Annotated in this window: 11 protein-coding genes; 1 reads left to right on the top strand and 10 read right to left on the bottom strand. The window is 31.0% G+C overall.

Annotated features, from left to right (window positions below; translation table 11 throughout):
- Positions 1–242 precede the first annotated feature (242 nt).
- The 4 genes from ACMX2D_RS04455 to rpoB all read right to left on the bottom strand — a co-directional run bounded on the left by ACMX2D_RS04455 (position 243) and on the right by rpoB (position 9,266).
- Complete coding sequence (locus tag ACMX2D_RS04455; RefSeq protein WP_414971524.1) at positions 243–629, bottom strand: hypothetical protein; 387 nt, start codon at positions 627–629, stop codon at positions 243–245.
- 66 nt (positions 630–695) lie between these two features.
- The gene (locus tag ACMX2D_RS04450) at positions 696–1,781 is read right to left on the bottom strand and encodes an MGDG synthase family glycosyltransferase (protein WP_414971523.1); all 1,086 of its coding nucleotides are present in this window, start codon (positions 1,779–1,781) and stop codon (positions 696–698) included.
- 52 nt (positions 1,782–1,833) lie between these two features.
- Positions 1,834–5,478, bottom strand: coding sequence for a DNA-directed RNA polymerase subunit beta' (rpoC, locus tag ACMX2D_RS04445; RefSeq protein ID WP_414972875.1), 3,645 nt, complete (start codon positions 5,476–5,478; stop codon positions 1,834–1,836).
- Between the two features lie 23 nt (positions 5,479–5,501).
- Positions 5,502–9,266 (bottom strand): DNA-directed RNA polymerase subunit beta, encoded by a 3,765-nt coding sequence (gene rpoB, locus ACMX2D_RS04440; protein ID WP_414971521.1) that lies wholly within the window; start codon positions 9,264–9,266, stop codon positions 5,502–5,504.
- Positions 9,267–9,547: 281 nt separating this feature from the next.
- On the opposite strand from rpoB, the gene ACMX2D_RS04435 reads away from it, so the two are divergent.
- Entirely contained in the window at positions 9,548–9,697 is a 150-nt protein-coding gene (locus ACMX2D_RS04435) for a hypothetical protein (protein WP_009448088.1), read from the top strand.
- A 128-nt stretch (positions 9,698–9,825) separates the two neighbouring features.
- On the opposite strand, the gene ACMX2D_RS04430 is transcribed toward ACMX2D_RS04435, so the two are convergent.
- From ACMX2D_RS04430 to sufB, 6 genes are read right to left on the bottom strand one after another with little or no spacing between them, the layout of a single operon-like run.
- On the bottom strand, positions 9,826–10,353 hold the full coding sequence (locus ACMX2D_RS04430) for a GNAT family N-acetyltransferase (protein WP_414972855.1): 528 nt from the start codon (positions 10,351–10,353) through the stop codon (positions 9,826–9,828).
- A gap of 8 nt (positions 10,354–10,361) precedes the next feature.
- Positions 10,362–10,682 carry a DUF1294 domain-containing protein gene (locus ACMX2D_RS04425; protein WP_269755359.1) on the bottom strand — a complete coding sequence of 107 codons (321 nt, stop codon included), beginning with the start codon at positions 10,680–10,682 and terminating at the stop codon, positions 10,362–10,364.
- A gap of 48 nt (positions 10,683–10,730) precedes the next feature.
- Positions 10,731–11,156, bottom strand: a complete 426-nt coding sequence (gene sufU, locus ACMX2D_RS04420; protein ID WP_004832840.1) for a Fe-S cluster assembly sulfur transfer protein SufU — start codon at positions 11,154–11,156, stop codon at positions 10,731–10,733.
- A complete protein-coding gene (locus ACMX2D_RS04415; RefSeq protein WP_414972853.1) occupies positions 11,146–12,375 on the bottom strand; it encodes an aminotransferase class V-fold PLP-dependent enzyme in 1,230 nt (409 codons plus the stop codon). The genes sufU and ACMX2D_RS04415 overlap by 11 nt, the downstream gene beginning before the upstream one ends.
- 1 nt (position 12,376) lies before the next feature.
- On the bottom strand, positions 12,377–13,408 hold the full coding sequence (locus ACMX2D_RS04410) for a SufB/SufD family protein (protein WP_281703737.1): 1,032 nt from the start codon (positions 13,406–13,408) through the stop codon (positions 12,377–12,379).
- Positions 13,409–13,419: 11 nt separating this feature from the next.
- Positions 13,420–14,835 (bottom strand): Fe-S cluster assembly protein SufB, encoded by a 1,416-nt coding sequence (gene sufB, locus ACMX2D_RS04405; protein ID WP_414972851.1) that lies wholly within the window; start codon positions 14,833–14,835, stop codon positions 13,420–13,422.
- Between the last annotated feature and the right edge of the window lie 2 nt (positions 14,836–14,837).

Here is a 14,837-nt window from a genome sequence, read left to right as displayed (position 1 = left end):
AAGGAACCTTGTTATTTCAAAATAAAAAAAAGCTATGCAAATATACATAGCTTAATTTCTATAAATTTTAAGTGTGATGTTACATACTAGTAAAACTGTGATTAGTGCGCTTTTATTTTTTGTTTTAAATATAATCTAAAAGTATGTAATTCATATATACCCCATTTTTTAGAAATAATCTTACTTAAAATACTTTTTCATAAAAAAATGAGAGTTAATAAACTCTCATTAAAAATATCATCTTATTTTTTTTCTTCAGTTTTTTCGCCTCTTGATGCTTTTACGTTTTTAACGTAATTTTCAGCAGCTTTTCCTAATTTAACAACTTCATCCTTGCCCATTTTATCTTCTTTAACTTGAGCAATCAAGCTTTCGTATTTTTTTTGAATGCTTTCTTTGTCAGCATCCTTTAAATTAGGAATTTCTAATTCGATAGCTTTTTGAGCTTCTAATGCTTTTATAGTTGCATTTTTTTCTTCTTCAGAAGCCTTTTCCATCTTTGGTTCTTCTTTCTTTTCTTCTTTCTTTTCTTCTGCTTTCTTATTTTCAGCCGGTTTTGATTGACAAGCAACCATTGAACCCATTAATAATATAGCCATAGCAGAAATTAAATATTTTTTAATTTTCATATAAAACCTCCTAAAATCTCTATCCACGATGAATTATACTATAAGACATCCTTTTTGTCAATAAATTTAGCTTATTTTTTCAACTAATTCTGCAATCTTATCTACTGAAAAACCTTCAGCAATATCTTTCATATTTAAAGACATATATTCCACTCTTCTTCTATTTTTGTAAAACTTTTTTATCTCCTTTACAACAGCATTAATACCATCAGCATAAACTCCAATCTCTTCCTCAACAACGAAGTTTTTATTTTCTTCTTCATGTCCCGGAATGAAAAATGGAATTATAAGCGGAATATTTTTAATTATTGCCTCCGTAACTGTAAGCCCTCCGGGTTTTGTAATCAGAAGTTGATTTTCTTCCATAAGCCTTGCAACTTCATTTGTATAACCTAAAATTTCAAGTCTATTTTCATCTATAAAAAGACTATATTTTTTTTCAAGTTTTTCTTTTAATTCTTCATTTTTACCACAGACCATAGTAAGTCTTATATCATTTGAAATATCCAAAATCGGCATAATATATTCCGAAAAATCATTCATTCCCAAAGTTCCAAATATAGTTAAAATATTAAAGCCTTCTTTTTTTTCATAATGTCTTTCTTTAAAATTGTCACTTATAGGAATTCCATAAGCACAAATTCTCTCTTCTTTTATTCCATCGTCAATCATTCTGTTTTTTGTAAATTCGGTCGCTACAATATAATAGTCAACATAATCACTAAAATACATTTTATGCGTTATAAAATCGGTAATTACCGAAATAAATGGAACATCATAATATTTTTTTTGCTTTATATGTTCCATAATTCCAATAGCAAAAACATGAGTTCCAATAACTACACTTGGTCTTTTTTCTTCCAATATAGGTAATATTTTATTACTCAACATATTTAAAATTGGTTTTGAAAAAACATTTTGTGTTTGAGTTATATTAGTTCCCTTATAAATAAGCCCATAAATTTCAGGTGTCTTAGTTACAATTCCCAAATATCCGCCAACGAGTAAGCTGTCTAACTTTTCTGAAATTTCCTTTAACAAATCTATTTCTTCTACATCGAAACCTCTTTGTTCGAGTTTCTCTCTAATATTATTTGCAGCTTTATTATGTCCCCCACCAAAAGATGCAGTTAAAATTAAAGCTTTTTTCATCTTATGCCTCACTTTATAGAAAGAGTCGGAAAGTTTTTTCCGACTCTAAATGTTATTCTTCAACTATTTCTACTTCTTCAGTATCAATTTCAGTTTCTTTTACTTCCACTTCTTCTTTTACTTCTGCTTCTGCTTTTAATTCATCAAATGTATGATCTTCTTCAGGTTCAGCATGTTCAAGAGCAGCTTCTCTAGCAAGTCTATCTTCTTCTTCCATTGTTTCATAGTCAATTTCAATAGATTTATAAACTTTCATACCGGTTCCTGCAGGGATAAGTTTACCTAAGATTACATTTTCTTTTAATCCTATTAATCCATCTGCTTTTCCTTTGATAGAAGCATCAGTTAAAACTCTGGTAGTTTCTTGGAATGATGCAGCTGATAAGAAACTTTCAGTTGCAAGAGATGCCTTAGTAATACCAAGTAATACATTATCGAATGTAGCCGGCATTTTATCTTCTTCAAGCATTTCTCTATTAACAGCTTCTACTTCTCTGAAAGGAACTAAACTTCCTTCTAAGAAATTAGTATCTCCTGAAGTATCTATTTTAACTTTAGAAAGCATTTGTTTTATAATAATTTCAATATGTCTATCGTCGATATCTACCCCTTGGTTACGATATACTTTTTGAACTTCCTTAGTGATGTATTCTTGAACACCAGTTGGACCTTTTATAGCTAAAATATCATGTGGATTTATAGAACCTTCAGTAAGCATATCACCTGCTTTGATTTCTTCTCCATCTTTAACTTTAATTCTAGCTCCATAAGGTATAGCATAAATTCTTTCATCACCGTCTTCAGCAGTTACAACTATATCATATCTTTTCTTATTATCAACTAATTTTACAGTACCATCTATTTCAGTTATATAAGCAAGTCCTTTAGGTTTTCTAGCTTCAAAAAGTTCTTCAACACGAGGAAGACCTTGAGTAATTCCAACACCGGCAACCCCACCTGAGTGGAATGTTCTCATCGTAAGCTGAGTACCAGGTTCTCCGATAGATTGAGCAGCTATAATTCCTACTGCTTCACCAATATTAACAGGGTTTCCTGTTGCAAGGTTACGTCCATAACATTTTGCACAAACACCATGTTTTGATTTACAACCTAAAACTGAACGAACTTTTAATTCTGTAATTCCAAGTTTTTCAACTTTTTCCGCCAAAGCTTCTGTAATCATTTCATTTTTATAAATTAGTATTTCTCCTGTATTAGGATTTAAAACATCTTCAAATGAATGTCTTCCTACGATTCTATCTGCAAGTTTTTCAACTATAGCATTTCCATCTTTAAAGTCTTTTGCTAATACATATTCATCTGTACAACAGTCGTCTTCTCTAACAATAACATCTTGTGAAACATCTACAAGTCTTCTTGTTAAATATCCAGAGTCAGCTGTTCTAAGAGCGGTATCTGAAAGACCTTTTCTGGAACCGTGAGTTGAGATAAAGAATTCTTGAACTGAAAGACCTTCTCTAAAGTTTGCTTTAATAGGAATTTCTACAATTCTACCGGTTGCAGAACTCATAAGTCCACGCATTCCGGCTAACTGTCTAATTTGGTTGATATTACCTCTGGCTCCTGAGTCCGCCATAATTGAGATACTATTTGTAGGATCTTGTTTTGCAACAAGAATCTTTGTAATATCTTCAGTAGCTTTTGTCCAAACAGAAATTACATATTCATATCTTTCTTGTTCAGAAACTAAACCATCTCTAAACAATTCTTCATAAACTGCAATTTTATGTTCCGCTTCTTTAAGAATTTCCCATTTTTCTTCAGGAACTATTACGTCATTCATTGAGATAGAAATAGCTCCTACAGTTGAATATTTATATCCTGTAGATTTAATATAGTCTAATACTTCAGCAGTTTTAATATTTCCATGTTTTCTAAAACATTTATCTACAATCTTACCAAGCATTTTTTTATCTACAAGTCTATCTATTTCTAATGAGAATTTGTCTTTACTTCTATCAACAAATCCTAAATCTTGTGGAATATGTTCATTAAATATAAATCTACCAACAGTTGATTTTACGATTTGACTTTCTCCTGTTTCTTCATCTCTATACAAGATATTAACAGTATCATGAATTTTAACATTATTTGTAGAATAAGCCTTAAACATTTCATCATAATCCATAAATGAACGAACGGCTTGTTCTTCAACAGTTCCACTTGTTAAATAATATGAACCTAATACCATATCTTGTGTAGGAGTTGTGATAGGCTTACCGTCTTTTGGTGCTAAAATATTATTTGTAGAAAGCATCAAAAGTCTTGCTTCTGCTTGGGCTTCAGTTGATAAAGGTAAATGCACAGCCATTTGGTCTCCGTCAAAGTCGGCATTATATGCAGTACAAACCAATGGATGCAATTTTATTGCTTTTCCTTCAACTAAAACCGGTTCAAACGCTTGAATACCAAGTCTATGAAGAGTCGGTGCTCTATTTAAAAGCACAGGATGATCTTTAATAACTTTATCTAAGATGTCCCAAACATTTGAATTTAATCTTTCTACATATTTCTTAGCACTTTTAATATTATGAACAATTCCATCTTCAACTAATTGTTTCATAATAAAAGGTTTAAATAGCTCAAGAGCCATTTTTTTAGGAAGCCCACATTGGTGGAATTTCAAATCCGGACCTACTACGATTACAGAACGTCCTGAATAGTCAACACGTTTTCCAAGTAAGTTTTGTCTAAATCTTCCTGTTTTACCTTTTAACATATCTGATAGAGATTTAAGTTCTCTATTTCCTGCTCCTGTTACTGCTTTTCCATGTCTTCCATTATCTATTAATGTATCCACAGCTTCTTGTAACATTCTCTTTTCATTTCTCATAATGATTTCAGGAGCATGAATTTCTATAAGTTTTTTCAATCTGTTATTTCTATTTATAACACGTCTATACAAATCATTTAAGTCTGAAGTTGCAAATCTACCACCTTCAAGTTGAACCATCGGTCTTAAATCAGGCGGAATAACAGGAACAACATCAATAATCATCCATTCAGGTCTATTTCCTGATTTTCTGAAAGCTTCACAAACTTCAAGTCTTCTTGAAAGTCTAATTTTCTTTTGACCTGTTGCATCCACAAGACCTTTTTTCAACTCATCTGAAAGTTTATCTAAATTAATATTTTCTAAAAGCTCTTTAATTGCTTCAGCACCCATTCCAACTCTGAAATTTTCTGCACCAAATTTTTCACAAGCTTCTCCATATTCACCTTCAGTTAGTAATTGCTTAACATAAAGGTCAGTATCTTTTGCATCAAGAACAACATAATTTGCAAAATATAGTATTTTTTCAAGGGCTCTTGGACTCATATCCAATATAAGTCCCATTCTTGAAGGTATTCCTTTGAAATACCAGATATGTGAAACCGGAGCAACAAGTTCGATATGACCCATTCTTTCACGTCTTACTTTAGACTTTGTGATTTCAACTCCACATTTTTCACATACATTTCCCTTGTATTTTATTCTTTTATACTTACCACAATTACATTCCCAGTCTTTTACCGGTCCGAATATCTTTTCACAGAAAAGTCCATCTTTTTCCGGTTTTAGTGTTCTGTAATTTATGGTTTCTGGTTTTTTAACTTCTCCTCTTGACCAGCTTCTTATCTTATCAGGTGAAGCCAAGCCAATTTTCATTGCATCAAAATTATTTAATTCCAACAAGGAGTCCACTCCCTTCCTCTATGCTATTGATCAATATCTTCTTCTATAAACATTTTATACTTATCTACTTCTTCTGAACTGTTTTTTTCTTTTTCATCTTTATCTTCTAAAAAACTAAGGTCAAAACCGTCAAAATCTTCTTCCTTATTTTCTGATTTTTCATAGAATGAATCAAAGTCAAAATCTTCCTCTTCTTCCTCTTCTTCTCTGGCGTACTCTTCATTTAAAACAAGTTGAGCCTTTATTTCATCAGAATTTTCTCTAAGTTTGATTTCTTCTCCTTCTTCATCAATCAATTTTACATCTAGACATAATGATTGTAATTCTTTCATAAGAACTTTGAAGGATTCAGGAATTCCCGGTTCAGGAATATTTACACCCTTAACAATTGATTCATAAGTCTTAACTCTACCTACAATGTCATCACTCTTAACAGTTAGCATTTCTTGTAAAGTATGACTTGCGCCATATGCTTCTAATGCCCAAACTTCCATTTCTCCAAATCTTTGTCCACCAAATTGTGCTTTACCGCCAAGTGGTTGTTGTGTAACTAAAGAATATGGTCCGATAGATCTAGCATGGATTTTTTCATCTACCAAATGGTGAAGTTTTAACATATACATATAACCAACAGTTACAGGATTATCAAATTCATCTCCTGTTCTTCCATCTCTAAGTCTTATTTTACCTGATTCAGGACAACCAGCAAGTCTTAATGCATCAAGTACATCAACATCACTTGCTCCGTCAAATACTGGTGTTGCAACTTTCCAACCAAGTCTTTTAGCTGCAAGTCCTAAATGAACTTCAAGCACTTGTCCGATGTTCATACGAGAAGGTACCCCTAATGGATTAAGAACGATTTGTAAAGGAGTTCCATCCGGTAAGAATGGCATATCTTCTTGAGGCATTATTCTTGAAATAACCCCTTTGTTACCATGTCTACCACACATTTTATCCCCTACATTAATCTTTCTCTTAGTGGCTACATAAACTCTAACCACTTCATTAACTCCTGGTGGTAATTCATCTCCGTTTTTTCTACTGTAACATTTAACATCTACAACAATACCTGTTTCTCCATGAGGAACTCTTAAAGAAGTATCTCTTACTTCTCTAGCCTTTTCTCCAAAAATAGCTCTTAAAAGTCTTTCTTCTGCGCTTAATTCAGTTTCTCCCTTAGGTGATACTTTACCAACCAAGATATCTCCTGAATTAACTTCAGCACCAATTCTTATAATACCATTTTCATCTAAGTTCTTTCTCATATCTTCACCGATATTTATAACATCTCTTGTGATTTCTTCAGAACCTAATTTGATTTCTCTCGCTTCACATTCATGTTCTTCAATGTGTAATGAAGTTAAAACATCATCTATAACAAGTTGTTCATTTAACAACATCGCATCTTCGTAGTTATAGCCTTCCCAGTTCATAAATGCCATTAAAATATTTTTACCTAATGCAATTTCTCCATTTTCAGTTGAAGGACCATCGGCAATAATATCTCCTGCATTTATTCTGTCATTTTCATTAACTATAGGTCTTTGATTAATTGTTGTTCCTTGGTTTGAACGTTTAAATTTAAGTAATCTATATTTATCAACTACATTATCTAAATCTCTTTTAATATGAATTTCATCACTATCAACTTTTGTAACAATTCCTGAATTTTTAGCAACGATAACAACACCACTATCTCTTGCCGCTTTATGTTCTATACCGGTTCCTACAATAGGAGCTTCAGTAACAAGTAGAGGCACTGCTTGTCTTTGCATGTTTGAACCCATCAACGCACGAGTAGCATCGTCATTTTCAAGGAAAGGAATCATTGCTGTACCAACTGATACAATTTGTTGAGGAGAAACGTCCATAAGTTGAATTGTATCTCTTGGATAAATATCATTTTCGCCATTAATACCACGACCACTTACTCTTTCGTTTACAAAACGTCCATTTTCATCAAGTGGTTCATTAGCTTGAGCAATAATAACTTCATCTTCTTCATCAGCAGTTAAATAAACAATGTCCTTTGTAGCAATTCCATTATTTACAACACGATATGGTGTTTCAATAAATCCATATTGATCAACTCTTGCATAAGTTGTTAGAGAAGTAATTAGACCGATGTTTGGACCTTCTGGAGTTTCTATCGGACAAATTCTTCCGTAGTGACTTTCATGAACGTCTCTTACTTCGTATCCTGCTCTATCTCTGCTAAGACCACCAGGTCCTAATGCTGATAATCTTCTCTTATGAGTAAGTTCTGCAAGTGGATTGTTTTGATCCATAAATTGTGATAATTGTGAAGAACCGAAGAATTCTTTTAAAGACGCAACAAGTGGTCTTATATTAATAAGTCCTTGAGGCGTAGCAAGGTCCGGATCTTGAGTTGACATTCTTTCTCTAACAACTCTTTCCATTCTTGATAAACCAATTCTAAATTGATTTTGTAAAAGTTCTCCAACAGCTCTAACTCTTCTATTTCCTAAATGGTCAATATCATCACAAATTCCAAGACCATAAAATAAGTTAAATTCATAACTTACAGTAGCTTCGATGTCATCACGAATAATATGAGTAGGAGAAAGCTCTTTAACTCTATTTCTAACAGCTCTCTTAACTTGTGTTTCATATTCTTCGCCTTCATATTCTGATGCAGCTTCTAAAATTTCCATCATAACCGGATAGTAAATTTTTTCTGAAAGTCCATTGCATGTAATGTCAAATCCTAATTCAAACGCACTAATATCAACAAAGTGGTTACCAACAACGATAATCTCTTTATCTTCAACTTTTACATGAACTCTCTTATATCCTGCATTTTCAATTTTTTCAGCAAGTTCTTCTGAAATATAATCTCCAACACTTGCAATTTTTTCCATTTCACCAAATTTATCAGTCTTGAAAATATCTTCAGCTAAAATTGTTCCTATTAATCTATTTCTTAAAGCTAATTTCTTATTAAATTTATATCTACCAACTTTTGCAAGATCATATCTTCTAGGATCAAAAAGTAAATTATGTAATAAACTTTCCCCACTTTCAACAGTAGCAGGATCCCCCGGTTTTAATTTTCTATAAATTTCAAGAATAGCTTCTTGATAACTCTTTGTTATATCTTTTTCCAAAGTAGTATGAAGTTCTTTAATATCTCCGAAATTTTCAACCATTTCTTCATTCGTTTCATATAACAACGCCCTAATCATAGTTGTTATAGGCAATTTTCTTGTTCTGTCAATACGAACACTTACAACTCCATTTGTGTCGGTATCATATTCTAACCAAGCACCTCTGTTTGGAATTACTGTTGAAGAAAATAACTTATTACCTGACTTGTCAATTTCTTCTCCATAATATACACCCGGACTTCTAACAAGCTGACTTACGATAACTCTTTCAGCCCCATTAATAATAAAAGTCCCGTTGTCAGTCATCAATGGAATTTCTCCCATAAACACTTCTTGTTCTTTAACTTCACCTGTATTATTGTTTGTTAAACGAACATCAACTTTTAGAAGTGTAGAATAGTTCATATCCCTATCCTTACATTCTTGTTCTGAATACTTTGGAGCATTTTCTAAACGATAATTTAAAAATTCCAGCTTCATAGCTTCGGAATAGTCTCTAATCGGACTAATATCGTCAAAAACATCTCTAATTCCTTGCTTAATAAACCAATCATAACTATCAGTTTGAATGGCAATTAGGTTTGGAAGATCCAAAACATTTTGAATTTTTGAATAACTAACCCTTTCTGTGATTCCATACTTTTCAGTATGCGTCATAAAACTTCACCCCTTTGAAAAATTAAAAAAAGATAAAAATACATATTATCCCACTATTACATTATTATCTTTAAATTTTAACAGATTTTTTGTAAAATGTAAAGTCTTTTTTAGAATTTTTTCATTTTTTTAGACAGAAATTGACCTTTGAACCTAATAATTTTAATTTTACATTATGAATACTTTAATTAAATACTATATTATGGTATAATACAGTTGTAAATATATTGTTTTGATAGTTCAATAAATTATTATTTAATATTAATCTATAAGAGGCAGTTATGAGAAAAAAATGGACAAATTATTTAGTAACCACTTTATTAGTATTTTTAATTATATTTGATTTCAACAACCTTTCCACTATTACAATTACTTGTATGGCAATAGCAATAGCTTTTAATTTATACGATTTATTTAAAGATAAATTTTAACTTTTAATATTTTTTTATAAATTCCGCTTTTTAGTGAAATTTTTTCATTTAAAAAGGAAGTAAATTTATTACTTCCTTTAAATAATTCCTAATTCTTTCATATCTTTGACTTTAATTATTTAATTGTTTTATAATTTTTTTCTAAGTTCATATGCTGAATATTTTATATCCGTTCCTGATTTAATAAATTCAGTTTCTTTAAAAATCTCAAATCCATTCTTAAAACAAATTTTCAGAGATGAAATATTTTCTTTTGCAATTAATGTGTTTATAATTTCTACATTATATAATTTTAAGAATTCACACAAACCATTAACAAGTTCTGTTCCATAACCTCTATTCCATTCAGTTAGCTTTATCGAATATCCTATGCCCCATATTTTCTTACTCTTTTCAACTTCAAAAGCACAAGCAGTTCCTATTATTTCATCATTTTCTTTTTTAAAAACTGAAAAATAGAAATCGTCAGTCCATTTTTCCGAATTTTCCAACTCATCTTTCAATATATCTCTAAGTTCTTCTCCATTTTTGTAAAATGGATCACACATATATTTTCCGGATATTTCATTTCCCCATTCTTTCGCTGCGTAATCACAATCGGAAAACCGCATATCTGCTATATTCAATCTTTCTGTAGAAAATCTAATATTTTTCATAACATCACCTAAAACATATATTTATATAAATAATATAAAATCAAAACTTTAACTACAAAAAATAGCGGAACTAAAATTCTAAATTTTAGCTTTTTAGTTTTATGTCTAAATATTTGCATGGATAGAAAAGCACCAATAGAGCCGAACAAAAAAGCTGATAACAATAAGCTATTCTCTGAAATTCTATTCTTGCCTTTTATAGCTTTTCTTTTATCAATATAAAATATTGTAAAAGATATTAAATTCATTATAAAAATTATAGAAATCAATAATTTATAGTTGTATAACAAACCGTCTAAAAGCAAATATAATATAAAAAATATCCTCATATACCCTCCTATTCAAAAAGTCGCAACTCAAAAGAGCTACGACCATATTTAATTAGCTTCAAGTATATTTTTTAATGTATGCCAAGCAAGAACAGCACATTTAACTCTTGCAGGCATTGTAGAAATATTTTGAAGAGCTATAGCATCCTTAAGTTTTTTTAGCTCATCGCCCTCAAGACCTTCTGTAATCATTGCTAAAAATGTTTCACAAAGTTCTTTTGCTTCGTCTAAAGTCTTTCCCTTAATTAAATCAATCATAAGTGATGTTGAGGCTTGGGAGATTGCACAACCTACTCCAACATAAGAGGCATCTTTGATTATACCGTCTTCAATATCTAATTGTAATGTAATTTCATCTCCACAACTTGGGTTATGACCTTTTTCTTCGTGAGTCGGATGTTCCAAATATCTTTTATTTTTTGTATTTCTACTTTCTTCTGTTATTATCTCAGTATAAATTTCTCTAATGTCCAAGATGTAATATTCTCCTTACTTCTTTTAATTTATCAATGAAATATTCTACTTCTTCTTTAGTGTTATAGAAAGAAAAACTCACTCTACAAGTTGCATTTTCATTCAAATATCTATGCAAAGGCTCTGCACAATGATGCCCACTTCTTATTGCAATTCCAAAGCTATCAAGTATTGAAGATACATCATGAGGATGAGCATCTTTTACATTAAAAGCTATTACAGGACATCTATTTTTGTCCTTTGTAGTATAAGTCTTTATGAAATCTAGCTTTTTCATTTCTTCAAAAGCAAAATTCATAAGTTCTCCTTCCAGTTTTTCTATATAATCAAATCCCAATTCTTCTAGATAGTCAATAGCAGAACCTAGCGAAGCAACTGCTCCTACATTTTGTGTCCCTGCTTCAAAACGGCCTGCCGGTAAAAGATATGTTGAATAATCTTCATAAACATATTCAATCATATCTCCTCCATAAAGGAATGGATCCATTTCTTTTAAGAGGTCAAACTTTCCATAAAGCACTCCAACGCCCATTGCACTTAACATTTTATGTCCTGAAAAGGCTAAGAAATCAACATCTAAATCCTGAACATCCAGTTTTTTATGTGCAACTATTTGTGATGCATCAACTAAAACTTTTGCTCCGTTTTTATGAGCGATTTCAATAACTTTTTTGATGTCAGGCATTGTAGCTACTACATTTGAAGCAGCAGTTATACATACTAATTTTACTTTATCAGAAATTTTATCTTCAAAAGATTTCATATCCAATTGGAAATTGTCATCAAGGTAAATATAGTTAAGTTTAGCACCTGTTTTTTCTTTTAAAAATTGCCAAGTACATAAATTACTATGATGCTCCATAATACTAAGCATTATTTCATCATCTTTTTCTAATTTAGTAAGATAACAATAGGCAACTAAATTAAGTGCCTCACTTGCATTTTTTGTAAAAATTATTTCGGTAGTTCTCTTTGCATTAAGAAAATTCTTAACTTTTTTTCTTGTTCCCTCATAAATTTCAGTCGCAGACATACTTAAATAATGACTGCCTCTATGTGGACTTCCATTTTGATAAGAGTAATAATTTGTTATAGTATCAATAACAGCTTGTGGCTTTTGGCTTGTAGCTGCATTGTCTAAATAAATAACTTTTTTCCCAACTTTTTCTTCATTCAAATATGGAAAATCTCTTCTAATATCAAGAATAGTTTTAGTCATATTATACCTCCGAAAGTTTTTTGGATAAAGTTGTATAAACTCTCTCTCTTATTTCTTCACTATCTATCAAGTCAATAGTTTCAGCAAATTTTGATTCTAAAATCAATCTCTTTGCTTCAGATTCACTAAAACCACGACTCATAATGTAAAATAGTATATTTTCATCAATTTTCCCCGCACTCGCTGCATGAATTCCTTCAACATCATCTTCAGTACAGAGCAAAATCGGAACTGCAACATTTTTTATATCATCAGAAAGTAATGTTACATATTCTTCTTCGGATCCCTTTGAAGTTGATGAACCACGTTTAAAGTCAATAGTAACTTTACAAGTCTTTTGAGCTCTATCAGCTAATGCTCCCTTAATCGCCAAATCATAATTTGTAGCACGTCCTCTTTGAGTTGCCACATAATTAAAATCTAATTTTTGTTCGTTTTTGCCAAAATAAATAGAATTTACGTTGACATTTGAATTGTTATCAACGAGATCTCCTATATAGGAAACATAATTTTCTCTGCCTCCTAAATCAACTTGAACAAATTCAACATTAGCATTTTCTTTAACTCTATAGTAAACACTTTGAATACTCAAAACATCTAAGGAAAATCTTTGAGAAATATAAATTTTTACATCACTGTTTTCTTCAGCTTCAACTTCTATAATAGAATGTCTAAAGCCTTTAACAGTTTCTTTTGAAAAATAATCCAAAGTTAAGTTTAAAGTTGAATTTTTTTCAGCTCTTATTTTTATAATATCAACTAATTGATTGTTTTCTTCATTTAATTCTAATGAAACAACTTGATTTAAAGAATTTTCTTTCATTGAAACAAAATCCATTTTTAAATTTGTAAATTCTTTTAATTTTTCAGTTATTTCATTTGAAAAAGAAAATTTTTCATAAGAAAAATTAAGATTTTTATTTTCATCCTTAATTAAAGAATATTCTTTTGGATTTAAATTAGGTAATAGTACTTCTGTATTATTAACTCTTGTTGCATTCCAAGTATTACTTGGTATAAAATTTCCTCTCATACAGACACCTCCTAACCAATAGTTCCTTCAAGTTCTAGATTAATCAAAGCATTCATTTCAACAGCATATTCCAAAGGTAATTCCTTTGCAATCGGTTCAGCAAAACCTCTAACAATCATAGCTTTTGCCTCTTCTTCAGGAATACCGCGACTCATTAGATAGAAAATTACATCATCGTCAATTCTACCAATTTTTGCTTCATGACCTAAGTCAATATCTGATGTTTGAATATTTATAACAGGAATTGTATCTGATTGAGATTCCTGATCCAACATTAAGGATTCACAAGTTACAGTTGATTTACAGCCGGGACAATTAGGTTTTACATCTACAAGGCCTCTATAAATTGCAACTCCATTACCCTTAGATATGGATTTTGAATTTATTGATGAGCTTGTTCTTGGAGCTGCATGAATTACTTTAGCACCGGTATCCAAATATTGATCTTTACCTGCAAAAGTTATTCCGGTAAATTCGCTTTTTGCTCCTTCTCCTCTCAACACACTCATTGGATATAATAGACTTACCTTTGAACCGAAAGATCCTGAAACCCATTCAATAGTTCCATTTTCATCAACAATTGCTCTTTTTGTATTTAAGTTATACATATTTCTTGACCAATTTTCTATTGTAGAATATCTTAAAGTTGCATTTTTCTTTATGAAAAGTTCAACTGCTCCGGCGTGAACATTTAAAACATTATATTTCGGCGCTGAACAGCCTTCAATAAAATGGCAATATGCTCCTTCTTCAATAATAATTAAAGTATGTTCAAATTGTCCCGCACCCGGTGCATTAAGTCTGAAATATGATTGTAAAGGAATACTTACATTAACCCCCTTTGGAACATAAACAAAGGAGCCACCACTCCAAACTGCATAGTGTAAAGCAGCATATCTATGATCTTCAGGTTTTATGCAAGTCATAAAATATTCTTTTATTATATCAGGATATTCTCTTACGGCAGTTTCAAAATCTGTATAAATAACTCCTTGTTTCCTCATTTTCTCAGTTAAGCTATGATAAACAACTTCACTGTCATATTGAGCTCCAACTCCTGAAAGTGCACTTTTATATTCCGCTTCCGGAATACCAAGTGCATCAAATGTTCCCTTAATATCTTCAGGCAACTCATTCCAATCTTCACTCATTTTTGCGTCCGGACGAATATATGTTGTAATTTCATTTATATCAACAGGAGACAAATCGGGTCCCCAATTTGGATTTTTAGATTTTTCAAAAACTTCCAATGCTTTAAGTCTTAATTCCAACATCCAGTCAGGTTCATTTTTCTCTTTGGAAATTTGCATAACAATATCACGAGTTAAGCCTTTTTCAGTTTTTGAAAAATACCTTACTTCGTTTTTTATATCATAGACACCTCTGTCCATTTCTTCTACTTGCGTTTTTTTTCTTTCTGATGTCATAA

Source organism: Parvimonas oralis, from assembly GCF_047608425.1.
In the GTDB taxonomy this organism is placed as follows: Bacteria; Bacillota; Clostridia; order Tissierellales; family Peptoniphilaceae; genus Parvimonas.
Note: the sequence above shows the minus strand (reverse complement) of the source record. Positions and strands in the feature narration are given on the sequence as shown.

Bases quoted from the DNA above. Each gene is read 5' to 3' on its own strand.
- ACMX2D_RS04415 (WP_414972853.1), bottom strand. From the start codon at position 12,375: ATGACTAAAACTATTCTTGATATTAGAAGAGATTTTCCATATTTGAAT.
- ACMX2D_RS04435 (WP_009448088.1), top strand. From the start codon at position 9,548: ATGAGAAAAAAATGGACAAATTATTTAGTAACCACTTTATTAGTATTT.
- ACMX2D_RS04425 (WP_269755359.1), bottom strand. From the start codon at position 10,682: ATGAGGATATTTTTTATATTATATTTGCTTTTAGACGGTTTGTTATAC.
- sufB (WP_414972851.1), bottom strand. From the start codon at position 14,835: ATGACATCAGAAAGAAAAAAAACGCAAGTAGAAGAAATGGACAGAGGT.
- ACMX2D_RS04410 (WP_281703737.1), bottom strand. From the start codon at position 13,408: ATGAGAGGAAATTTTATACCAAGTAATACTTGGAATGCAACAAGAGTT.
- ACMX2D_RS04450 (WP_414971523.1), bottom strand. From the start codon at position 1,781: ATGAAAAAAGCTTTAATTTTAACTGCATCTTTTGGTGGGGGACATAAT.
- ACMX2D_RS04430 (WP_414972855.1), bottom strand. From the start codon at position 10,353: ATGAAAAATATTAGATTTTCTACAGAAAGATTGAATATAGCAGATATG.
- ACMX2D_RS04455 (WP_414971524.1), bottom strand. From the start codon at position 629: ATGAAAATTAAAAAATATTTAATTTCTGCTATGGCTATATTATTAATG.
- rpoB (WP_414971521.1), bottom strand. From the start codon at position 9,266: ATGACGCATACTGAAAAGTATGGAATCACAGAAAGGGTTAGTTATTCA.